At 42.5% G+C, this 23,105-nt stretch carries 15 protein-coding genes; 7 read left to right on the forward strand and 8 right to left on the reverse strand.

The genetic code is table 11. The annotated features are described in order from the left end of the window. Positions 1 to 65: 65 nt before the first annotated feature. Positions 66 to 281, reverse strand: coding sequence for a hypothetical protein (locus Q0541_RS08025; protein ID WP_298907955.1), 216 nt, complete (start codon positions 279 to 281; stop codon positions 66 to 68). A gap of 131 nt (positions 282 to 412) precedes the next feature. Here Q0541_RS08025 and Q0541_RS08030 point away from each other — a divergent pair, with 131 nt between their 5' ends. Next, positions 413 to 1,966 (forward strand): mercuric reductase, encoded by a 1,554-nt coding sequence (locus Q0541_RS08030; RefSeq protein WP_298907958.1) that lies wholly within the window; start codon positions 413 to 415, stop codon positions 1,964 to 1,966. A 50-nt stretch (positions 1,967 to 2,016) separates the two neighbouring features. Here the strand turns inward: Q0541_RS08030 and Q0541_RS08035 are convergent, their stop codons facing one another. Further along, positions 2,017 to 5,043: a PA14 domain-containing protein gene (locus Q0541_RS08035; RefSeq protein ID WP_298907961.1), complete on the reverse strand. Its 3,027-nt coding sequence runs from the start codon at positions 5,041 to 5,043 to the stop codon at positions 2,017 to 2,019. A 1,230-nt stretch (positions 5,044 to 6,273) separates the two neighbouring features. On the opposite strand from Q0541_RS08035, the gene mgtE reads away from it, so the two are divergent. Then, entirely contained in the window at positions 6,274 to 7,671 is a 1,398-nt protein-coding gene (mgtE, locus tag Q0541_RS08040) for a magnesium transporter (RefSeq protein ID WP_298907963.1), read from the forward strand. Positions 7,672 to 7,747: 76 nt separating this feature from the next. On the opposite strand, the gene Q0541_RS08045 is transcribed toward mgtE, so the two are convergent. Together Q0541_RS08045 and Q0541_RS08050 are read right to left on the reverse strand one after the other, a co-directional pair. Further along, positions 7,748 to 8,005, reverse strand: coding sequence for a hypothetical protein (locus Q0541_RS08045; protein WP_273768621.1), 258 nt, complete (start codon positions 8,003 to 8,005; stop codon positions 7,748 to 7,750). Between the two features lie 599 nt (positions 8,006 to 8,604). Beyond that, on the reverse strand, positions 8,605 to 9,468 hold the full coding sequence (locus Q0541_RS08050) for an SDR family oxidoreductase (protein WP_298907965.1): 864 nt from the start codon (positions 9,466 to 9,468) through the stop codon (positions 8,605 to 8,607). Between the two features lie 745 nt (positions 9,469 to 10,213). Here Q0541_RS08050 and Q0541_RS08055 point away from each other — a divergent pair. After that, the gene (locus Q0541_RS08055) at positions 10,214 to 11,815 is read left to right on the forward strand and encodes a peptide ligase PGM1-related protein (RefSeq protein WP_298907967.1); all 1,602 of its coding nucleotides are present in this window, start codon (positions 10,214 to 10,216) and stop codon (positions 11,813 to 11,815) included. An 861-nt stretch (positions 11,816 to 12,676) separates the two neighbouring features. Here the strand turns inward: Q0541_RS08055 and Q0541_RS08060 are convergent. Next, complete coding sequence (locus tag Q0541_RS08060; protein WP_298907969.1) at positions 12,677 to 14,185, reverse strand: protein kinase; 1,509 nt, start codon at positions 14,183 to 14,185, stop codon at positions 12,677 to 12,679. A 570-nt stretch (positions 14,186 to 14,755) separates the two neighbouring features. On the opposite strand from Q0541_RS08060, the gene Q0541_RS08065 reads away from it, so the two are divergent. Beyond that, positions 14,756 to 16,030, forward strand: coding sequence for a DUF4255 domain-containing protein (locus Q0541_RS08065; RefSeq protein WP_298907970.1), 1,275 nt, complete (start codon positions 14,756 to 14,758; stop codon positions 16,028 to 16,030). Beyond that, positions 16,027 to 18,018: an ATP-binding protein gene (locus Q0541_RS08070; RefSeq protein WP_298907971.1), complete on the forward strand. Its 1,992-nt coding sequence runs from the start codon at positions 16,027 to 16,029 to the stop codon at positions 18,016 to 18,018. Before Q0541_RS08065 ends, Q0541_RS08070 begins: the two co-directional genes overlap by 4 nt. 227 nt (positions 18,019 to 18,245) lie before the next feature. Here the strand turns inward: Q0541_RS08070 and Q0541_RS08075 are convergent, their stop codons facing one another. Continuing rightward, the gene (locus Q0541_RS08075) at positions 18,246 to 19,049 is read right to left on the reverse strand and encodes an SAM-dependent chlorinase/fluorinase (RefSeq protein ID WP_298907973.1); all 804 of its coding nucleotides are present in this window, start codon (positions 19,047 to 19,049) and stop codon (positions 18,246 to 18,248) included. A gap of 109 nt (positions 19,050 to 19,158) precedes the next feature. Between Q0541_RS08075 and Q0541_RS08080 the strand changes: the two genes are divergently transcribed. Next, entirely contained in the window at positions 19,159 to 19,314 is a 156-nt protein-coding gene (locus tag Q0541_RS08080; protein ID WP_298907975.1) for a hypothetical protein, read from the forward strand. 544 nt (positions 19,315 to 19,858) lie between these two features. On the opposite strand, the gene aspS is transcribed toward Q0541_RS08080, so the two are convergent. Further along, positions 19,859 to 21,646 (reverse strand): aspartate--tRNA ligase, encoded by a 1,788-nt coding sequence (aspS, locus tag Q0541_RS08085; RefSeq protein ID WP_298907978.1) that lies wholly within the window; start codon positions 21,644 to 21,646, stop codon positions 19,859 to 19,861. A 167-nt stretch (positions 21,647 to 21,813) separates the two neighbouring features. Next, a complete protein-coding gene (locus Q0541_RS08090) occupies positions 21,814 to 21,984 on the reverse strand; it encodes a type II toxin-antitoxin system HicB family antitoxin (RefSeq protein WP_298907983.1) in 171 nt (56 codons plus the stop codon). Positions 21,985 to 22,171: 187 nt separating this feature from the next. On the opposite strand from Q0541_RS08090, the gene Q0541_RS08095 reads away from it, so the two are divergent. Further along, a complete protein-coding gene (locus Q0541_RS08095; RefSeq protein ID WP_298907986.1) occupies positions 22,172 to 22,813 on the forward strand; it encodes a type I restriction enzyme HsdR N-terminal domain-containing protein in 642 nt (213 codons plus the stop codon). The last annotated feature ends 292 nt before the right edge of the window (positions 22,814 to 23,105 follow it).

The following is a 23,105-nucleotide window of genomic DNA, read 5'->3' on the forward strand; positions in this document are numbered from 1 at the left end:
GCTGGGGGATGAGGGTTTTTTCTTTTCATACGGAAAGAACTACAGTTTTCAAGGTAGACCCCTCTTTAACGCCATTTTTTAAGATTAGATGCAGAGTTCGCAAAAGCTACTTCAGGGTTCGCAAAAGCTGCTTCAGGGTTCGCAAAAGCTGCTTCAGGGTTCGCGGAAGCTGCTTCAGAGTTGACGGAAGTTACTTCAGGGTTAGTTTTTGTTTGCTGCGATCGCTTAATTAGGAAAACTTTAATAGAATCTGTCAATTCCAGACGGACAAAACAGTTCAAAGACTGTATTCGTTGTTAAACAACCATTAAAAATAAAAGATTGAGCCGCCTAAATTTATCGGGATTCTTAATTTTGAATACCGCAAAGGCGTTGACTTGAGCATTTTTAATTCTCAAATGAGGTTCCACCAATGTCCAATTCAGATTTAGAGAGAGTCACAGTTCGCCCAATGGATGAGTATAACCAAAAGTTGGTGTCTCAGGTCCATCCGCCAAATTGGGTTAATCCTCAACCGGCAGATGTTTACGACTTGGTAGTAATTGGTGCTGGTACGGCGGGATTAGTGGTGGCGGCGGAAGCGGCAGGTCTGGATTTGGGTTTAAAAGTGGCGTTAATTGAAAAGCATCTCATGGGTGGGGATTGCTTAAATGTTGGTTGCGTACCATCTAAAACTATTATTCGCTCTGCTCGTGTTGTTGGCGAAATCTGGGATGCTAAAGACTTGGGAGTTAATATTCCCCAACATAATAATATTGATGTTGATTTTCCCAAAGTCATGGCAAGGATGCGGCGGGTAAGGGCTAGTATCAGCCATAACGACTCGGCGGAACGCTTCTCATTCTTGGGTGTTGATGTATTTTTGGGTAGCGGTCGATTTGCGAGTAAAAATTCCGTGGAAGTTGGTGACAAAACCCTCCAGTTTAAAAAAGCTGTAATTGCTACTGGCACTAGGGCTGCACAACTGTCGATTCCGGGAATTGAAAAGGCGGGTTATCTAACTAATGAGACGGTTTTTTCCCTGATTCAACGACCGGAACGTTTGGCGGTGATTGGTGGCGGCCCCATTGGTTGCGAATTGGCACAAGCTTTCCGGCGTTTGGGTTCTGAGGTGGTACTTTTCCATAGCGGTTCTCATCTTCTGAATAAAGAAGACGTTGAGGCTGCTGAAATTCTCCAAAACGTTTTGATTAGCGAAGGAATTCGCATGGTACTAAATTCCAAGTTGGAAGAAGTGGTAACAGTTACTCAGGGGAAACGGCTTTACTTTTCTTCCAATGGTCATCGAGATTCGGTAACAGTAGATGAAATTTTAGTCGGTGCGGGGCGATCGCCAAATGTGGAAGGTCTGAATTTAGAAGCAGTGGGGGTAAAATATGATCAGCGCCAAGGTGTGAAGGTAAACGATTATCTTCAGACGACCAATCCCAAAATTTATGCAGCTGGTGATATTTGCATGAACTGGAAGTTTACCCATGCTGCCGATGCAGCGGCGCGGATTGTGATTAAAAATACGCTGTTTTCTCCCTTTGGCTTAGGACGCTCCAAACTTAGTAGTCTAGTGATGCCTTGGGTAACTTATACTAACCCAGAAATTGCCCATGTAGGGTTGTCCGAATACGAGGCGCAGAAGTTGGGTATTGAGGTGACGACAATTAAGATCCCTTTTAGTAGTGTAGACCGAGCGATCGCAGATGGTGAAGAGTCAGGATTTCTCAAAATCCACCATAAAAAGGGGTCTGATCAAATTATCGGTGCAACTATTGTCGCCAGTCATGCGGGTGAGATGATATCAGTTGTAACTACGGCAATTGTGAATAAGATCGGTTTGAGTAAGTTAAGCAGTGTAATTCATCCTTATCCCACTCAAGCCGAAGCTATTAAAAAAGCAGCTGATGCTTATCGTCATACACTCTTGACATCAAATACCAAAAAATTGTTGGGATTTTTGACAAAGTTATCTTGACCAAAATCAGTGAACAGTCAGTCAGATGACTGTTCACTGTTATGTCATCTCTAAACAGGTCGGAAGCGATCAATGTTGCCGTTGGCGATGTCTGCGTAATACAGATTGCCATCCTGTCCAGTAGTGATTTGTACAGCCACTCCTTGTTTTTCTGTCAGGGTAGCAAACCGCTTAGTTGAGACAAATTTGCCCTGACTATCGAATGTCAAAGCATCGATAGTTCCTTGACTGAAATCACCAACGAATAAGGCACCTTGATAGATTGAGGGGAAAGTATTGCCTGTGTAAAAGTCACCCAAAACAATCGAATTGGAACTAAAATGCTTGTAAGTGTAAACTGGTGCTGTAACAGTTTTGCCACTACTATAGAAGGCTTTCGCTGCATCTAGGTCATCATAGTTTGGTTGTTTCAGGCTGACGATATTGTTATTCGCATCAAGGCCACCTTCATAGAACGGCCAGCCAAAGTTAGCTCCTGGTTTTCCGACATTCACCTCTTCGTAAAGATAGTAGCCAACATCACCAATAACAGGGGTATTAGTCTTTTTATCAATTGTGAAACGGAAGGGGTTACGCAAACCTAAGTCATAAACTTTGGAACGATTGCTATTGGGGTCACCGTTGTAGAAAGGATTATTTGATAAGCCTTTACCAGTAATCGCATCAATCCGCAGGATCTTGCCAGACAGACTATTCACATCCTGAACGCGAATTGCTCGGGGGTCTACCCCATTGTAGGAAGTGCCATCTCCTACGCTCACAAACAGAGAACCATCAGTACCAAAGTGCACAGAACCAACTGAGTGAGATTCACTATCGTTGGCTATAAAATTCTGGACATTTTCGACTTTATCGAGATTATTCAGATAATCCTGCAAGCTGGTAAACCGCTTACCAGTATCTTTGTTGATAATTCCTGATGGTGCGTAGCCAAGTGAGACATTTGTACTATTTCCATCTGGGTGGCTGATATTATCCCAACTGGCATTAGTACCCAGCAGCACAACCTGGCTGCCAGCAATGGCAGTAGTGTAATTAGTCTTGGGGTCAGCTGTCACCCGAATTAGCTGTGCAGTCCGATTCCCATTCTGATCGGGATCGTCCAATGTGCTGTTGGGATTGTTCTTAGAATTGTTTGGATTGGTTTCTGGTGGATCGTAGGTATACAACAGGTAAACATAGTTGTTGCCATTTGGATTTTTGCCAAAATCTGGATGTACGGCAATGCCTAACAAACCGCGATCGCGCGTATCATTAACTTGTCTAGAAATATCAATAAATGGTGTTGATAATAAGGTGCCGTTGTTCAAAACTCGCACTACCCCATCTTTCTGGGCAATGAACATGCGCTTACCGTCAGATGTCCAGTCAAAAGCTGTAGGTTGAGTCAAACCAGAAGCTACCGTATCTACTGCAAAGTTACCAGAGTCATTATCGATAATAGTGACCGTTGTCTGTTGAGTATTTAGTTGTACTCCAACGGCCTTACTGAACTTCAAAGTAAACGTTTCATTTTGCTCCCCAACGGTGTCATTAATAATGGGGATAAGAATATTCTTACTGGCTTGTCCTGCTGCAAAGGCTAAGGTTCCAGATACAGCCTTGTAGTCAGATCCAGCTTTAGCAGTCCCATTCACAGTTATGTAGTCCAGACTAGCAGCCCCCAAGGCATTACCCCGTGTAACTGTCACCGTAGCAGTACCCGTACCCTCATTAACTACTGGCTGAGTGAAATCGAGGCTAGAGCGATCGTTATCTTGAATCGTAATTCCAATAGTTCTTTGGAGTCCTAGTGTTGCCCCCCCTGGCTGATCAATCACAAAATTAAAAGTTTCATCTGGTTCTGCTAATGAATCGTCATTGATCGGAATGGATATCTGTCTGCTGCTTTGTCCCGCCGCAAAAATAAGTGTTCCACCGCTTTCGGTGCCTTCACTTCCGTAGTCAATTCCTGCTTTGGCAGTACCAGCTATGGTTGCATACTTGATTGAAGAAGTGCTGCTTAAATCACCAGTTCTCAGCAAATTTATGGTAACACTACCACTGCCTTCGTTCACAGTCGTAGAAGATGATCCTAAGGTGATAGTGGACTGAAGGACTGGTGAATACAGTTGGGACTGAGGAATGATTTCCTTGGTCTGAGAGGAACTTGACCAAGCCAGTTTGGAAACGGCATAATTGGTATTTTCGTAGTACTCAAGTTTAATATCGTACTTCTGACCTGCAACCAGTGCGATCGAGCCACTGGATTCTGTGGCAGATTGATTGACAAACTGATTGATGATTTGCTTACCATTGACCCACAGTCGTACACCATCATCAGCAGTGGTGTAGAACTTGTAAGTCTCGCTGTACTTGGCTTCCACCTGACCTGTCCAACGCGCTGAGAAGGTATCAGCACCTATGGATGGATTTGGAGAACCTTGGCCCCAGTTAAAGTTCACCGTCGGATCTGTGCGAGTTACCTTCAGGTTGGTGAAGTCTTTGTTGTCGTAGTACTCGGCTTGGAGTCCATTACCATTAGCAGGTGTGTTGACATTACTATAGAGTTGGGACTGGGGAATGATTTCCTTGGTCTGAGAGGAACTTGACCAAGCCAGTTTGGAAACGGCAAAGTTGGTATTTTCGTAGTACTCAAGTTTAATATCGTACTTCTGACCTGCAACCAGTGCGATCGAGCCACTGGATTCTGTGGCAGATTGATTGACAAACTGATTGATGATTTGCTTACCATTGACCCACAGTCGTACACCATCATCAGCAGTGGTGTAGAACTTGTAAGTCTCGCTGTACTTGGCTTCCACCTGACCTGTCCAACGCGCTGAGAAGGTATCAGCACCTATGGATGGATTTGGAGAACCTTGGCCCCAGTTAAAGTTCACCGTCGGATCTGTGCGAGTTACCTTCAGGTTGGTGAAGTCTTTGTTGTCGTAGTATTGTGCTTTGAGTCCATCTCCTTGAGAGAGTATGCTGCTGCTAGACCCGGAAATACTGAGTTGTGCCTTATCTAGACCAGATGATGGAGCAGCAATTGTTGGACTTACAGATGTTGACAACTGTTTATTCTGTGAATTCATTGAGATATATGCCTTACAATAGAGCTACTAAAACTAATGCCATAATCAATACTTTAGGATTAGTTTTATATTTAATATTTTCAAGGTTTAAATGCGTAATCATGCTAGGTTTCAACATATTAGTAAGCTAATAAAGATTAGCTTACTAATATATTTATTAATGAATGCTGATCCGATTTAACTTAATTGTTGATACAAATTATTCCTTTGATATATCCTCCTTCCCTCATCTGCTTTACTACTGTGCTGCCTATTTAGCTCAACATAAAAATAAAAGAGCATGACGTGATATATTTTCCTATATCTTCTCTAGAAACAGATATATAGAAAAATGTGTATGACAAGAAATACTAAAGATTACTTGAAGGGCGTATAAGTCCTTATGAATCTTTATTTTCTTTCGACAAATTTCTGAGTTTTTGATATATATAAATTCAATTTGGTGAATTTAATCAAACAAAAATTATAAATCACCATTATTGAAAGCTTCTAACCTTACTGATATGCAGGTGCATTAAGTTTGAGTGAAGCAACGCCCAATCAGGGCAGATACATACTTAAGTAGTTAAAAATAATAAATTTACATATTTTAGTTTAAGTATTGTTCTTAGATTAATCAACTACATATTTGACACTAGAGCACAGTGTTATGTCTATCTTTTTTGTGAAACTTTATTTAAAAATTCACATTGATATATACCTTTTTAAAGGAATATCAAATTTTTGATGAGCTTTAAATAAACTTGTCAACCTATCGAATAATCCCATGTTTTTGAGCCAGATAAATAAAAGTTATATAAAACTTGTATGAAACTTGTATAAAAGTTGTATAAAGATAAATTTTTTATATTTAAAGATTTGAAAAAATATTATTTATCTTTGCTTGATATTGACTGAAATTCATATCTTTGTTGCAAGAACCAGCAGAGGTATACTACTAACCTAAAGTCAGTGGAGCGAAAAGTTTTGCAAAAGCCTCACCAATCGTGCATTTAAGGTAGGGAACACAATCTGCTGGAATTACCCGATGATCGTACTTTTCTCCTCACCCTGTTGTAAGTAAACTATCCAGCGTTCGCGCAGCGTCCGAAATCCTGATTATTTCCTTAAGTTACAAAAAGTTTCAATTTACTCAAAGTCGAAAAAATTACAAGTTTGACGTTCTATATTCCCACTTTCCCCTAGACTAGGGGCAGCAACCTTGTTCAAACTGGCTGAGGAAAGTGGACTTTGACTGAGACAAACAATTTAAGCTCTATCATCCAGAATGTCTCACGCAGGGAATTGCGAGATTTAGTGCGGACTCAGCTGCAAATGCTCCTAAAAGCGGGAGACTTGCAGGGAGCAAAAGCTATTCTCGTATCTGTGCAGCCTGCGGATATTGCCGAGGCGATTGAGGGTTTACCAAAAGCAATGCACGCTTTAGCTTTTCGCTTGCTTTCTAAGGATGAGGCTATAGAGGTTTATGAATATCTCGACTACAGTGTTCAAGAACGGTTAATCGAGGAACTTAAAAGCCAGGAAGTCCGCGATATTGTTGATCAAATGTCGCCAGATGACCGAGCTAGGTTATTTGATGAATTACCAGCAAAAGTCGTCAATCGCCTTCTAGAACAACTGAGTCCAGCAGAACGTCAAGCTACAGCCCAACTATTGGGTTATGAAGCTGATACTGCTGGGCGAATCATGACGCTAGAGTTAATCTCGCTCAAAGAAAACTTTACAGGATCTCAAGCCCTAGAGCGAATTCGCAACTTTGCTAATGCCAGTGAGATGATTTATTATCTTTATGTCACTGATGCAGAAAGGCGCTTAACGGGAATTGTCTCGTTACGAGAGTTGGTCACATCTGAGCCTGAGCAAATTATTGGCGAAATTATGACCCGTGATGTGGTGTTTGTCCACACTGATACAGACCAGGAAGAAGTTGCAAGATTAATCCAAAGATATGACTTTCTGGCTGTGCCTGTGGTAGATCGGGAACAGCGTCTAGTAGGTATTGTTACCGTGGATGATGTGATTGATATTCTGCAACAGGAAACCACCGAGGATATCTATGCCTTGGGTGGTGTGCAGTCGGGAGGCGACAATTATTTTCAGATGAATTTACTGGAAATTGCTCGGAAGCGGGTTGTGTGGTTATTGGTCTTACTTGTAACCAATACCATCACAGGAACAATTATTAAGTCACAAGAAGATTTGTTAGCAAAAGTGGTGACACTGACAGCGTTTATGCCGTTGCTGACTGGTACTGGTGGTAATGTGGGTGCCCAGTCTTCCACAGTCGTGATTCGCGGGATGAATACCGATGAAATCCGATCGCTTGGCGTATTGCAGGTAATCGGCCGGGAGGCGATCGCTGGGGTATTATTGGGAGGAATGTTAGGTACGATCGCTACTGTCTGGGCTTATTATCTCCAAGGAAGATTAGAAGTTGCGATCGCTGTAGGCGTTAGTCTGGTAGCGATTTCTATTTTAGCTTCTATTTCTGGTTCAGCATTGCCGTTTCTATTTCGCTACCTTCGTTTAGATCCGGCATTAATGTCAGCACCATTTATCACCACAGCAGTTGATGTTGTTGGCGTTTTGATTTACTTCAATTTAGCGCGGGTAATTTTAAAATTATGAATTATGAGTTATGAGTTAAATATTTTTTTAATTCAAAACTCCTCACTCCTAACTCCTCACTGCTCACTCTTAAGTTTTACAATTCTGATTCCGTATCTGGAGCAACAATTTCGCCAGTACCCAATTGTAATATCGCATCCTGGTCAGTAATCAATCCGCTGAGTTCCTTCACTTGTAAATTCATTTCTTCACAAGCTTGTCTCAGTTCTCGTGCAAATTTGTTGAGGTCTTGACCATAGCCACATTGATAAGCAGCAGTTTCAATTCCTTCCTTGGCATTTGCTCTAGCACAATCTACTAGTTCCGTGCCATGCAGGGGTGTAGGAGATGCCATAGACGTAGTTATTATTTCTTAAATGTTTACTGCTAGACAGATTATCAATATTTCCACATTGACTCATCCCTCCAATGGAAGACAATTAGGGTCAATCAATTTTGGATTTGGGATTTTAGATTTTAGATTGACCCCAGCAATCAAGTCAGGGGCAAGTCAATTAATTTTGGATTTGGGATGATAGAATTATTCTTGTGTTTTGATTTGGGGGCAACTCTTAGAGATGCGGCGCGAACAAACATACATTAAATAATGGAGCGCAAGAATATTCAATTCCATTATCCAAAATTTAAACATTGTAAATTCGGTAGAGTTAGGAGTTAAAAGTTAAAAATTTATAACTCTAAATTTTAAATGCCAACTTGGGTTTTTGAATTTGGGATTGAAGGAAAAACTTAAAATCCCAAATTGAATGACCGAGATAATTTTAGATTTTAGATAATAGAATTTGGATTAAATTAAAATCTAGAATCTAAAAAAAGCTTCCACAAGCGACAAGAGTCGTGGAGAAATGAAAAAACTTCATCATCCAGAGCAAGTGCATTAATGCATGGGGTCAATTCCATTATCCAAAATCGAGTGACTCCTAACTATTTTACTTAGCCATTGACAACTTCTCCACCATTGACATGTAAAACTTGTCCAGACATATAAGAACTATCATCAGAGGCTAAAAATACGTAGCTAGGAGCAACTTCTTCTGGTTGTCCGGCTCGTTCCATTGGTACTTGTTTTCCAAAACTTTCAACTTTATCTTCGGGGAAAGTTGAGGGAATTAAAGGTGTCCAAATTGGGCCTGGTGCAACAGCATTAACGCGAATTTTCTTTGATATCAAATTTTGTGATAAAGAACGAGTAAAGGCAACGATCGCACCTTTTGTGGAAGAATAATCTAGTAGTTGTGGATTACCTTTATAAGCTGTTACCGATGTAGTGTTGATGATAGAACTACCTGCTTGTAAATGCTTGAGTGCAGCTTTAGTCATGAAAAACATCGAGAATATATTAGTGCGGAAAGTGCGCTCTAGTTGCTCTTTGGTAATTTCCTCGATACTTTCTTGAGGATGTTGTTCTGCGGCGTTGTTGATCAGAATATCGAGTTTGCCAAATTCACCAACTGTTTGTTGTATAGCTTGCTGACAAAAAGTTTCATCACCAATATCGCCTGCGATAGTTACTGCACGACGCCCTTGTTTTTCTACCAAATGTTTTGTTTCTTTGGCATCGTCGTGTTCATTCAAGTAAAGGATCGCCACATCTGCACCTTCTTTAGCAAATGCGATCGCTACAGCACGACCAATACCACTATCTGCACCCGTAATTAATGCTACTTTATCTTGTAACTTGCCACTACCCCGATACTGCTCATCATCTGCTTTGGGTTTTGGTGTCATTTCTGATTCAACACCTGGTGTTTGCTGTTCCTGTGGCGGTTGTAATTTTTTCTCTTTTGATTTAGGCATAGGTTTTGTCTTGGTAATTGAATATTGAATATTGAATTGGGCATGGGGCACTTGTACTGAGCGGTGTCGAACTATTGGTTATTCCCCGTGTTCTCCTTGTTTCCCCCAGCAATTCTCATTCCAAAACTAAACCTCGGATAGAATTTTCGATCCAAGGTTTGTTTTTTGCTTTGGCTCTCACATGCCATTTGCAATTTTAGGCGTTTATACACACCAATAGTTGCCAAACGTACTTATTGCTAGCAACTAAACACGGCTTAGATCATTTATCTTCACAGTTGATACACGCTATGAAGCTGATTACGAAAAACAAGTACATAACTCTCATCTGATGAAGAATTTCTCGTTTTCACCTGCTTTCAAGTTTACTATTATATTGCTCGACTTTATCGTTCCTTAGAGGTAAAAAAACTGAATTTTACTCAACCTTAAGACGGAGAATCAATTAATTAAATGATAGTTACTTAAACTTAATTAGTCTATAATCATATCTATTGGCTCAATAATCGGGCGATTTTCGAGAAATAAAAATAAAGATTTATACTTTCTTACTTCGTGTTTGCAAAAATACTTACGATCATGCCATCGATTTTCGTTAATTTTAATATTTATTTTGGCTGATATCTGCATAGCTATCTTCTTGCAGACTAAACTCCTTACAAAAGTATCTGACGACTAGTCCTGAAACTAATAATCCAAAAGCCTGCATGGTGCGCTACATTGAAATCATTTGAGGGCTGGGGTTATGGCAATAGAAAATATTTCTGAGTTAGAACAAATTGAAAAGTTTCGCAACTTACAATTAACTCTACGCGATCGCTGGAAAACGAGCGAGCTATTTGACAATAGTGAAGCAGATATTTTAATTATTCCCTCTCTGAGTATCGACCAGGGCGAACTCCAAAAGATCGAAGGCTGCGAGCATTATGAAGAAAGATTACTATTTTCCTTGATCCGGTTGCAGAATCCCCAAACTCGGCTGATTTATGTGACATCAGTACCACTGCATCCTAGTATCATTGATTATTACTTGCAACTTTTGCCAGGAATTCCCTTTTCTCATGCTCGCAATCGCTTGCTGCTACTTTCTACTTACGATTCCTCCCTTAAGCCTCTAAGCCAAAAGATTTTAGAACGCCCCCGCCTGCTAGAGCGGATTCATCAAGCTTTGAGGCTAGACAAATCGTTTATGATCTGCTACAACTCTACGCAGTGGGAAGGCGAATTGTCTGTAAAATTAGGTGTACCACTGTATGCTGCTGCACCAGATTTACAGATTTGGGGGACAAAAAGTGGCAGTCGGCAAATCTTTGCCGAAAGTGGAATACCTTATCCAGATGGCACCGAAAAAGTTTGGAACCACACAGATTTGGCAGAAGCTACTAGTGATTTGTGGGAACGCCAACCGACATTAAAACGGGTAGTAGTGAAACTTAACGAAGGCATTTCTGGAGAAGGGAATGCGCTGCTAGACTTTAGACCAATTGAGAATGTAGCACCAGGCAAAGGGACTCGGGCCGAAAGGGTAGCAGCAATTAGCGATCGCTTCTCAACAATGCGCTTTCAAGCAAAACAAGAGAATTGGGATAGTTTTTCCGGAAAAATGCCTGAGTTAGGGGCGCTCGCTGAAGCATTTGTGGAAGGGGAAATTAAGCGATCGCCCAGCGTCCAAGGAAGGATCACACCCAATGGCGAAGTGGAAATCCTTTCAACCCACGACCAAATTCTCGGAGGCCCAGACGGTCAGATTTATCTTGGTTGTCGCTTCCCAGCTGATGAAAGCTATCGGTTGCAATTACAGCAATTGGGATTACAAGTTGGCAGAAAACTAGCAGAGAAAGGTACTTTAGAGCGATTTGGATTAGATTTTATCGCCGTTGATAAGGGTAACGGAGAGTGGGATATTCAGGCGATCGAAATTAACCTGCGTAAAGGCGGCACTACTCATCCATTTATGACCCTGAAATTATTAACGAACGGTCGCTATGACCTTTCCACGGGTTTATTTTATACTCAGCAAGGTCGTCCAAAATACTACATCGCCACTGATAATCTGCAAAAAGAGCGCTATCAAGGATTATTACCGAATAATTTGATGGATATCATCGCTGAACACAGATTGCACTTTGACAGCGGTAGTGAAACAGGCACAGTGTTTCATCTTATAGGTTGTCTTTCGCAGTTTGGCAAGTTGGGATTAACCAGCATCGGTGATTCCCCACAGCAGGCACAAGACATTTATAACAAAGTTATCAAAGTTCTGGATGAAGAAACCCGCAGCAACAATCAGAATTTCTCGGCGTTTTCAGATTATTCCTTTCCCGTGGCTTGGGATGAATATAGTTAATAAATGTCGTTTGCAACATTCTTTTACCCCCTTTTTAAGGGGATCGGGCGGGGAAATCTTAACCGAACCGGATTGCGATGCCGTTCGCGGAGCGTCTCGTAGAGAAGGCGGTTCGCTTCGCGACCATCGCACTGGCTTGGCTATACAAAGGTAGTCAAAGCCTTCTCGCAGGGTAGTTAGCCTGCGCGGACTAAGGAAAAACTCAGGGCTTGAAACCCACGCAGGTGGGTTTTGCCTCGTGTAGACGAGCCAGTGCATTGGGGAGCCAGCGCGGTCCATTGGTGTCAACTTCAGCCCAAACCCTTTTAAAACCTCGTTTCCAGCCAGAGGCTGGAAATGCTTTTCAATTGCGGTGCCGCTAGTCTTGAGGCAGAATCGGATAGCTCTACTTCTACCCATGCGGTGGGTTTAAGCAACTAGCCGAAATGAAGCGTCAAAAACCTCGCCCATCTTCTTAGATGGGCGGGGTAGTTCATTGCTAATTAGCTAATTAAACCGCGTCTACCTTGAAAACTGTAGTTCTTTCGGTATGAAAAGAAAAACCCTCATCCCCCAGCCCCTTCTCCCAAATTTGGCAGAAGGGGAGCCGGAAATAAGTCCCTCTCCCAAGTAGGGAGAGGGATTTAGGGTGAGGGCAAAAACTACGGTTTTCAACATAGATGAGGTTTAGTTCTGAGTCTGTTCGTTATTAGGCAAACCTTGCTGGTTGCTTGGCTGTTTACGAGGTTGAAATTGAGTATATATATAGATTACTAATCCTAAAGTCAGCCCAATAGCTAAGACCACTCCCAGGATTCGCAAGAAATTGGGAGTAATTCTCGTAGCTAACTGCTCATTTAGCTTTGGTTGGTAAATAGTGTCTTATTTGGGATATTTTGGTCTTCCTTTATTAGATTCATGTGTTTGTTGATAAAAGGTCTTATCTGTTGGCACTTGTGGTCTGCCTTGATTAGATGCAGGTCGTTGTTGAAACAACGTTTTATCTGGTGGCACTTGTTGCCCACCTTGATTAGATGCAGGTCGTTGTTGAAACAACGTCTTATCTGGTGGCACTTGTTGCCCACCTTGATTAGACGCAGGTCGCGGTTGATACAACGTTACATCCGGTTTGCTAGCGTTCGGATTATTCACAGGACTCTGTTGATTTTGCTCAACTGGGTTAAACTGTCTCGGAATGGTTTCGTTATTTGAACCTTGATTGTGCCCAGCCTGAAGGGGAGGAACGCTTGACTCAGGTTGTTTTTGCTCAATCGGGTTAAACTGTCTCGGAACGGTTTCGTTATTTGAATCTTGATTGGATGCAGATGGAGGACGAATAATAGTGTCGTCGTTCGATTGTCTCGGAACAGTTTCGTGATTTGAACCTTGATTGTAGGGAGGTTGCGATTGCCCAGTAATCTGTTCCGGTACAGTAGTCCTTGTGACAAATTTGGCAGCAGCTTGCAAAGCCTGATTCAGTTCTTCTACTGTCGCAAATCGGTTAGCTGGGTTCTTGTGGAGGCATTTCATCACCACCGCTTCTATTTGTACGGGTAAATTCTCACACCCTGGTTGCGATCGCAGTGGTTTCGGTGGCTCATAAGCATGAGCTAATACCCAAGAAGCTTCACTGATATGACTACCTTTAATGCTGATTCCAAATGGGTCGGCTGCACTCAGCATTTCATAAAGGATAATCCCTAAGCTGTAAATATCACCTCTAGCGTCCAGGTTTTTATCACTTTGGATTTGTTCAGGAGGTGCGTAACGAAATGTCCCGATAAATGTACTAGTTATATTTGTAATGTTGGAATTTTCTAAAGATTCACTCCGAATTTTGGCAACACCAAAATCCAAAACCTTTACCCACTCTCCCAAATCTGTAGGCACTAAAAATATATTGTCTGGTTTCAGGTCACGATGAACTACCTGAATATGTTCAGTGGTTTTTCCGCCATCCCGTCGGAGAGTAACTCCTTGATGGGCAAGCTGTAGACCCTTGCAAACCTGCGCCATAATCTTCACCGTCCGTTCAACAGATAGCCGCTTTTCACGCAGCAGTAGTTGTCCGAGCGTTTGCCCCTGCAAATATTCCATTACATAAAATGGAAAACCTTCCGGGGTGACTCCACAGTCACTAATCTTAACAATGTGGTCACTTTGCAAAGCAGCACAAACTGCCACCTCACGCTCAAAACGCTTTCTCATTTCTTGTGATGCCACTAGCGTATCTTTGAGCAACTTCAACGCTACCTGCTGACCTACACGGGTGTCCGTTGCCAGGAAGACTTCTCCCATGCCACCCCCGCCTAACCGTCGGTCTAAATGGTATCGCTGATTATCACCTACGAAACGGCCAATCCAAGAATTTGAAGAAGGTGGGGATTTCATCTGGGCAACCCATCCTAGTTACTTTAAAGTGTTAGCTTTAGTCAGAGATAGTACTAGTATTACAAATATAAGTGCTTGCTTCGTAAACTAAATAAATATTCGTAATTTATACTACCAATATTTTTAATTATACTTAGATTAACATAAAAGTAATCCTAGCAATTTGATAAAATGTTTAAAATTAAGACCGATGACAGTTGAAATTTGTTCCTGATGTTAACTTAACGCAAATTCGACGAGGGTCGTCAGCGTGACTCTTTTTTAATCATTTTGAGCTATAGCAGACTCTACTCATCGAATTAAGGTTCTTTTTATCTGCTTATCTGCTAAGAAGTAGTAGTGGATCAAGAAGTAATTGAGAGGTGGGATTGTTCGTAGTTTGCAGTTTATCACTAAAACGCAAACTACGAACCTAGCAAGTCAAGCTTGACAGACTAGTAGTTATTAATGTGCTTTTGTATGCCGTGCAGATAGTCTCCGTTACAGAATATTTCAAGTTTTGCAAAATATATTTTGTCAATTTGCTCTGACATAGATGATTGATACGTGCTATTGCCATGAGGAATGAGAATGAGTAATGTGCTCTCTATAGCCGCCGTGACAGCAGTACTAAAAGTCTTGCTGGAAAATGGTTTAGTCAGTGATCCGATCACTGCTAGTGTTGGTGATGTAATTGTAACTGCCCTACCGCCTGATCGAATTTCAGTTGAAGCTGACGAACGTGCTCAACTGAACCTCTTTCTCTATCAAGTGACGCAGAATCGCAATGTCGATTGGGTATCTCAGGAATTTCGGAGCAGGCACTCACAGATTAATGGAAACCCGCGCTCTTTGACTCCACCACTAGCTCTTGACCTCCACTACCTAATAACAGCTTACGGAGCCAAGGATTTTCAGGCGGAGCTTTTACTAGGCTATGCAATGCATTTATTACACAAAACATCAGTTATTACATCTGATATTATTAAGAATACTCTGATAAATGCATCTACAACCAATACCTCAAGTGCTTTTTCGCAAGCTGTGGCAGGTGTATCTGTATCTGATTTAGCTGAAGAAATTGGGCAGATCAAACTGACTCCAGAGTTTTTTAACATGGAAGAAACTTCTAAGTTATGGTCTGCTTTCCAAACGCACTATCGACCTTCAGCTACCTATCTGGCGTCAATGATATTGATTGAGAGTAGCAATGACAAGAAGTCTGAAAGTTTTTACATGATGCCCTTGTCTCAACCGAATATAGAGCAAGTTATGGCTCCGGCAAAGACTGATCAAATAATTGTTGCAGGCACAACATTAGTAATTCGTGGGAAGCGGTTACGCGGTAAGATCACACAAGTTCGTTTGGGTAATACGGAGACATTAATAGTACCTCAGGAAGTCAAAGAAACACAGATCAGCCTGTTAGTCCCGCCAAATTTATACGCAAGTGTGCAGAGTGTCCAAGTTGTACATCTAACAATGGGCAATGCAGGGCAAACGGATCATCTAGTTGAATCAAACGTTGCGGCTTTTGTCCTGCATCCAACAATTACAGCATTCGTCACTCAAGTGGAAAATAGCGGCGACAATTTACGCGCAGCAGAAATTACCGTTAAATTCCAGCCTAAAGTTGGTGAGGCACAGCGGGTAGTTTTGTTACTCAATGAAGTGTCAGGTAATAGTCCGGTAGCTTACTCTTTCTTGGTTGGATCACGCACCGAAGATACTGATGCAATCACTATTCCTGTCAAAAATGTCAAGCCAGGAACTTATATTGTCCGGGTGCAGGTAGATGGGGCACAAAGTCCACTGCACAAGAATCAGTCTGGAGAATATGATTCGCCACAGGTGACAATTCTATGAATGCTACAACAATTAATCATAATTGGAATGAGGCAAACTACCGCTATCTATCAGCAGCCCTAGCGTTGGTGTGTGGTATTTTGGAAAATCACACGGCAAGGGAGCAAAATCAACCAGAGGAGAAAAACCAAGAATATTTACAGCAAGCGCTACAGGAAGCAGCTGCTGCTATGCCTGCACCATCGGCATTGGAGAGAGTATGCAAAATGTTTCGTCTCTCATCCTTTGAACGTGATTTGTTGCTGTTGTGTGCAGGGATGGAATTGAATGGAGATTTTGTGAAATTGTGTGCTACAATAAACGGCGATTCACAACGAGCTTACCCAACCTTGAGTTTAGCTCTGGCAGCTTTACCTCACGTCCACTGGGATGCGATCGCTCCAAATGCTCCCTTACGTCATTGGCGGTTAATTCAAATTGGTGAAGGTCATTCCCTTACCCTCAGTCCCCTAAGAATTGAGGAGCGGATTTTACATTATCTCACGGGCATTCAATATCTTGACGAACGGCTAGCTGGCATCATTGAACCATTACAAGAGGTTAGTGATTTAGTCCCCTCGCACCAAGATTTAGCAGAGCGAGTAGCAGCAGTTTGGTCACAAGCTTACAAGGTTAATAGCTTGCCAATTATCCAGTTATGTAGTAAAGAAACGGATAGCAAACGCGCCATTGCCGCCAGAATTTGTCAACTCCAGGGCTTAAGCTTGTGGGTAATGCCTGTACAAGTCATTCCATTAGGATCTAGCGAGTTGGATAATCTCATCCGCCTGTGGACTCGCGAGACGATTTTAAGTAACAGTGCCTTGCTTCTAGACTGCAACGAACTGGACACCAATGAGCCGGCGCGGCTGAATGCGATCGCTCGTTTCATGGAATGCACAAAGGGCTTTTTAATCGTTACGAGTCGGGAACGGATAGGCTTATCACAACGCCTGGTAGTTAACTTTGACGTGCATCAACCAACTATCAAAGAACAAGGTGCAGTTTGGCAAGATGCACTAAGTGCGATCGCACCGCAAATGAACGGGCAAGTTAAAACCCTAGTGGATCAGTTTAACCTAAGTGCCGCAACTATTCGCGCTGCTTGTGTAGAAGCCGCAGGACAATTAGCACAAACACCAGAAAACGATATCACTAGCATTTTATGGGATGCCTGCCGGGTACAAGCACGTCCCCGCTTGGATGAACTCGCCCAGCGAATTGAGCCATCTGGTGATTGGGAGGACTTGGTATTACCAGAGGCACAGAAACAAGTTCTCCGGGACATTGCGGCTCATGTCCGTCAACGAAGTACTGTATATAACAATTGGGGTTTTGGTGGCAAGAGTGCGCGGGGATTGGGAATCAGCGCTCTATTTGCAGGTGCTAGCGGCACAGGTAAAACCTTGGGGGCAGAAGTGCTGGCCCGTAAATTGCGCCTCGACCTTTATCGTATTGATATATCATCGGTAGTCAGCAAATATATTGGGGAGACAGAGAAGAATCTCCGCCGGGTATTCGATGCAGCAGAACAAGGCGGGGTGATTTTGTTATTTGATGAAGCTGATGCTTTATTTGGCAAACGCAGTGAAGTCAAAGATGCCCGCGATCGCTATGCAAACATCGAAGTCAGCTATCTATTGCAACGCATGGAAAGCTACCCAGGTTTAGCAGTCCTGACTACTAACCTGAAGAGTTCAATTGATACAGCCTTTCTGCGGCGGATTCGCTTCGTAGTGCAGTTCCCCTTCCCAGATACAACGCAACGAGCCGAGATTTGGCGACGCGTCTTTCCAGCCGACACCCCAACCGCAGACTTAGATGCTCTGCAACTGGCACGGCTAAATGTCGCTGGGGGTAATATCCGTAACATAGCCTTAAATGCAGCTTTTATAGCTGCCGATGCTGGGGAACCAGTGCAGATGAAACATGTGTTGCGGGCTGCTCAGGCAGAATATACCAAGTTAGAGAAACCTTTAACTGACGCGGAAGTTGGAGGGTGGATGTGATTTTAAATTAACTTAGCATTAATCACACGAACCTTGGGATGAAAAGCATTCCTCTGTCCGATAACCCGCAACTTGGGTTAATTAGCTTTTTTTCTTGAGTACTAACTGCTGAATTAGCGTTACAAATCAAAATCAAGGGTGAATGTTTCGTGAGGACATCTACCAACTGTGGAAAGAGGATATAACTTTAATGTTTCTCTTGATGCGACACTCACAAGGTGCGGTATTTAAGTTAGCACAACTTGAAGCGTTTCTTGCAAATCTAACTGTAACTGCGAGTGAGCATTGCCGCTATTAATAGCAATTTCTACCCAGCCGTGACTGCCAACTAAAGCTATTATCTCTCCCACGTTGACATCACTGTAAGTTTCACAGCCTGGTATTCTCAACCCAGCAGCTTGCACACACCAAGTTTTGCCTTGTACGTAACTCCCTGCAATATTACTCACTAAGTTGCCAAAATTGTCAATATATTGAATGCAACCCACTATGCCACTGGTTGTCTGCTTACACTCGCCTATATCTAGCTTTACCAAACTTGCTGGATCAATTTCTTGTCCTAGCTGTTTGAGAGAAACACCACTAGCAAGATTAACTCCCACTGGTGCAAAGATATCCCTACCGTGAAAAGTCTTGCTTGGTTGAGGAGTTCGCCAATAGTTAAGATTTGTGAGTTCAACGGCTGCGATCGCTGGACTTTGACTGAGTACCCCGCTGAAGATACCATTATCTGGGCCTACCAGAAACCCTTGAGCAAATTCTACTGCGATCGCTCGTCGCTTGCTTCCCACACCCGGATCTACTACTGCCAGATGCACTGTCCCAACTGGGAAATAGGCATAAGCATTCATCAAGCAAAACCTGGCTGCGGCGATGTCTTGCGGCGGAATTTGGTGCGTTAAGTCTATCACCGTCAGTCTGGGGTTGAGTTGGGCGATGACTCCCTTGATTATGCCTACATAAACATCGCGATCGCCGAAATCGCTCAGTAAAGTTAGGAGTGGTTGTTGATCTATCTGGTTCTTAGACATGTTTTTGTAAAATATACATTAAGATAGAAATTTCTGTAGCAAAAGCTACAAAATATCTGTTATATTAAAGATACAAGACATAAAACAAAAAATTAAGAGGTTAATCACTATGAATCAAAGTAGACTACAAAGAACCAGGAAAGCACAAGAAGCTCACAGAGAAAATATTCAAAGAAGCCTAGAGCATCGCTTGCAAGTAGCCAGAGCAAAAGGCGACGAACAACTGATTCGTCAACTGGAAGCTGAGATGAGGTATTCCAGCTAAATCAAGTTTTCAATGTTCTTAGTTTGTTGTGTAACCCGCTACGGCGGGTTTTTTTTTAGGGGATTCCTTGCCAATTTCGTTTTTATAGCGTTTTTGTAAAGCGACAGATTATTTGAACCCCAGCGACAAATTATAGGTCAAGTTCTTCATGCTTGTAAGCTTCGCTCTAGAGGAATCTGATATGAAGCTGTAGAAATTACTTGAACAAGTGATGTAGAAGAATTTAAATTGGTGACAAAGAATCTGCCGTTTTGGTCAAATAATTCATTACTTTATACCTGGTTATGCAAACACTAGCGAGTCATTCTTCTTGAAACGTTCTTTAAGAAACTCCTTGGCAGCTTCCAGGTTTGATCGCTGATTGTAAAAAATACGATACCGATCAAATAGTACTGAAACACTTTCGAGATGATTAATATTAGCTAACAAAACTTTCATTGAATTGGGAACTGGGCATTGGTTACTGGTTATACTGGTTGACTGGGAAGATTTGAATGGGGATTCAAACCCCAAGCAAATCTTACTCAGACAATTCCCTAGTTCACTAAGACTTTGGTTTATAAGTTGAAGCAACGTGCAATTCTTTCAACTGTTTAGCATCTACACTCGAAGGTGCATCTGTTAACAAACAACGCGCTTGTTGTGTCTTCGGAAAAGCAATGACATCTCGAATGGATTCTTCTCCAGCTAGCAACATCACTAAACGATCTAAACCGTAGGCGATGCCACCATGCGGCGGTGTACCATATTCAAATGCTTCTAAAAGAAAGCCAAATTTACTTTGTGCTTCTTCAGCAGATAAACCGATCGCTTCAAATACTTGCTGTTGAATTTCTCGCTGATAAATCCGCAGACTTCCGCCGCCAACTTCCACGCCGTTGAGTACTAAGTCATAAGCTTGGGCGCGTGCAATTTTTAAGTCGCTCAAATCATCAGGATGAGGTGCTGTAAACGGGTGGTGTAGTGCTTCTAGGCGCTTTTCGTCAGCATTCCACTCGAACATCGGGAAATCTGTAATCCACAGCAAGTTGATTTTTTCTGGATCAATTAACTCAAATTCTTTAGCGATCGCTTGCCGTAATCTATCTAATGTTTTATTAACTGTAGCAGCATCACCAGCCCCAAACAACAGCAAATGTCCAGCTTTTGCATCTGTACGGCGTAAAATTTCTTGTTTTTGTTCAACGCTGAGGTTGTCTTTAATCGCGCCAATGGTGTCAATTTCGCCATCATCCCTGACGCGGATGTAAGCTAAACCTTTCGCACCGGCTTCGCTAGCTTCTTTAAATAAGTCACCGCCTGGTTTAATCCGGACATTAGAAATTACATCGTTACCGTTGGGAATGGGCAGAATTTTGACGATACCACCATTGTTAACGGTGTCCCGAAAGACTTTGAAGCTAGAGTCTTTCACAATATCTGAGACATCAACTAATTCCAAACCATAGCGGGTATCTGGTTTATCACTACCGTAGCGTTCCATCCCTTGGGTGTAAGTGAGACGGGGAAAAGGGCGCTGTAACTCAATTCCTTTAACTGTTTTGAAGATATGGCAAACTAACTTCTCATTTAGTTCGATAATTTCTTCTTGGGACATGAAGCTCATTTCCATGTCCAACTGGGTGAATTCCGGTTGTCTGTCGGCGCGTAAATCTTCATCACGAAAGCAACGGGCAATCTGATAATATCTGTCTAAGCCGGATACCATCAGCAATTGTTTAAATAGCTGGGGTGATTGCGGCAAAGCATACCACTCACCAGGATTGACGCGACTGGGTAGAACATAATCCCGCGCCCCTTCTGGGGTAGAACGAGTAAGTATTGGGGTTTCGACTTCGATAAAACCTTCCAAATCTTCCAGATAACGACGCATGGCTTTAACAATTTGATGACGCAGTTGCAAATTTTGCGCCATCCGTTCGCGTCGCAAATCCAAATAACGATATTTCAGCCGCAAGTCTTCGCGCACTGTTTCGGTGTCAGCTAGGGAAACTTGGAAAGGTAACTGTTTGCGAACAGCATTGAGGAGTTGAATTTTATCAGCGTAGATTTCTACCTCGCCTGTTGGGATGCGGGGATTCAGGGATTCTTCGGGACGGTGCGTTACCCTACCAGTGATTTCGACAACATATTCATTTCGCAGGGCGTTCGCCTGTTCGTATGAATCTGGGGTGCGTTGCGGATCGCTGACGATTTGGACAATTCCAGAGCGATCGCGTAAATCTAAAAATATCACACCACCGTGATCGCGGCGACGGTCTACCCATCCGTAAAAGGTAACTGTCTCTCCAATATGTTCTTTTCGGAGTTCGCCGCAATAGTGAGTTCGCATAAGTGTTAATTATTGTTTCCTGGGCTAGATGGCAAGAAAATGTCAAAGCCTTCCCATTATCTAGCATCAATAGTAATTGTAGTAGTTTCAGTGAAATAAAAAATCAAATAATCTCACACTCACACTATATATAGGAGAATCCATGACACCAGAAGGGTAAGTTTTACCTATTTCTGAACAGAAACCCTCTGTACACTTATAAACTCTAATGCTTCGGCGTTTTCTTGTTTAACCTCTAAACAAAGTTCAATAGCTTCTTTAATCCGCTCTATCAGTTCGTCTAGAGATTTGGCTTGGGTGGCGACGCGATCCAGCAAGATTAGGCACGGAGGTAACAAAATAACCTTCAGAGTCGCGTTCTATAATGACGTTAAATTCTCTGGTCATCTGGAGGTTGTTTGCTGGGGTAATCTAATTTTAGAGTAGTTGAGTAGCTGCGATCGCCAAAAGAAAGATTTATGCCAATCAAGGTTTGGCTGTTTTGATGGCTGATATGGATAGGAAGCAACAGTAAAGTGAAAAGCTATGACACAGACAGCAGCAATTACAGAAGCGATTACCAGCTTAACGGATGCCCATACTCGATTCGGTTTAGCCCGAATTGAAGACGAGCAGTTTTTTCCAGAGTGGTCTGAGGAATTGCCTAAAATTACTGAAGCTGAAAAAACCTCCCTGGATGTACTCAGGCGCAGATATCTATATCACCGTGGCGAAGGAGATTTGTTAGAGGGGACAGTGATGTTGTGGGTGGTGTCTCCCTTACTAGCAGTAGCAGGATTTTACGATCCTCCTTTTAAAATTGCCGCAGAATCATCAGTAGAGTTGGTGCTAAATGATGGAGAAGAAGTACTGCGTGGACGGATTGATGTTTTGGTGCTGCAAAATCAGTTGTGGGTCATAGTGTTAGAGTCGAAAAAAACTACGCTTTCGGTTTGGTCAGCTTTGCCGCAAGCATTAGCTTATTTGATGGCTAACCCTCACCCTGATAAACCTGTGTTTGCGATACTGACTAACGGGGATGATATTTTATTTATTAAATTGACGCAAACACCTACTCCTCGATACGATCTGTCGCGGGTGTTTGCTCTGTTTACCTCTGCTAGAGAGGTGTATGAAATATTGCAGATTCTCAAAGGTATTGGTCAAGCGATTGCTCCTGTATTATGACTGAATAATTAGAAGCAGAACTTGAAGCACCAAAATTAGTGAGTAATGTTGCAAAGTAGACCACTCCTGTTATGAGTTAGACCGCTCCCATAAGTTGGGGAACCGCTCCCGTTACGAGGTAGACCGCTCCCATAAGTTCGGGAACCGCTCCCGTCACGACTTAGACCGCTCCCATAAGTTCGGGAACCGCTCCCGTAACGAGGTAGACCGCTCCCCTTAGTTCGTGAACCGCTCCAGTAAAAATTTAAAGAGCTACAGATACAGTATGGAAAGCACCAGTTCAAATTTAGTC

The sequence above is a fragment of the uncultured Nostoc sp. genome (assembly GCF_937863485.1).
GTDB lineage: Bacteria > Cyanobacteriota > Cyanobacteriia > Cyanobacteriales > Nostocaceae > Nostoc.

What these genes read in the sequence shown, in the direction of transcription:
- Q0541_RS08035 (WP_298907961.1), bottom strand. Translation starts at nt 5,043, where the DNA reads ATGAATTCACAGAATAAACAGTTGTCAACATCTGTAAGTCCAACAATT.
- Q0541_RS08075 (WP_298907973.1), bottom strand. Translation starts at nt 19,049, where the DNA reads ATGTCTAAGAACCAGATAGATCAACAACCACTCCTAACTTTACTGAGC.
- Q0541_RS08095 (WP_298907986.1), top strand. Translation starts at nt 22,172, where the DNA reads ATGACACAGACAGCAGCAATTACAGAAGCGATTACCAGCTTAACGGAT.
- Q0541_RS08055 (WP_298907967.1), top strand. Translation starts at nt 10,214, where the DNA reads ATGGCAATAGAAAATATTTCTGAGTTAGAACAAATTGAAAAGTTTCGC.
- Q0541_RS08065 (WP_298907970.1), top strand. Translation starts at nt 14,756, where the DNA reads ATGAGTAATGTGCTCTCTATAGCCGCCGTGACAGCAGTACTAAAAGTC.
- aspS (WP_298907978.1), bottom strand. Translation starts at nt 21,646, where the DNA reads ATGCGAACTCACTATTGCGGCGAACTCCGAAAAGAACATATTGGAGAG.
- Q0541_RS08030 (WP_298907958.1), top strand. Translation starts at nt 413, where the DNA reads ATGTCCAATTCAGATTTAGAGAGAGTCACAGTTCGCCCAATGGATGAG.
- Q0541_RS08070 (WP_298907971.1), top strand. Translation starts at nt 16,027, where the DNA reads ATGAATGCTACAACAATTAATCATAATTGGAATGAGGCAAACTACCGC.
- Q0541_RS08080 (WP_298907975.1), top strand. Translation starts at nt 19,159, where the DNA reads ATGAATCAAAGTAGACTACAAAGAACCAGGAAAGCACAAGAAGCTCAC.
- Q0541_RS08060 (WP_298907969.1), bottom strand. Translation starts at nt 14,185, where the DNA reads ATGAAATCCCCACCTTCTTCAAATTCTTGGATTGGCCGTTTCGTAGGT.
- Q0541_RS08045 (WP_273768621.1), bottom strand. Translation starts at nt 8,005, where the DNA reads ATGGCATCTCCTACACCCCTGCATGGCACGGAACTAGTAGATTGTGCT.
- Q0541_RS08050 (WP_298907965.1), bottom strand. Translation starts at nt 9,468, where the DNA reads ATGCCTAAATCAAAAGAGAAAAAATTACAACCGCCACAGGAACAGCAA.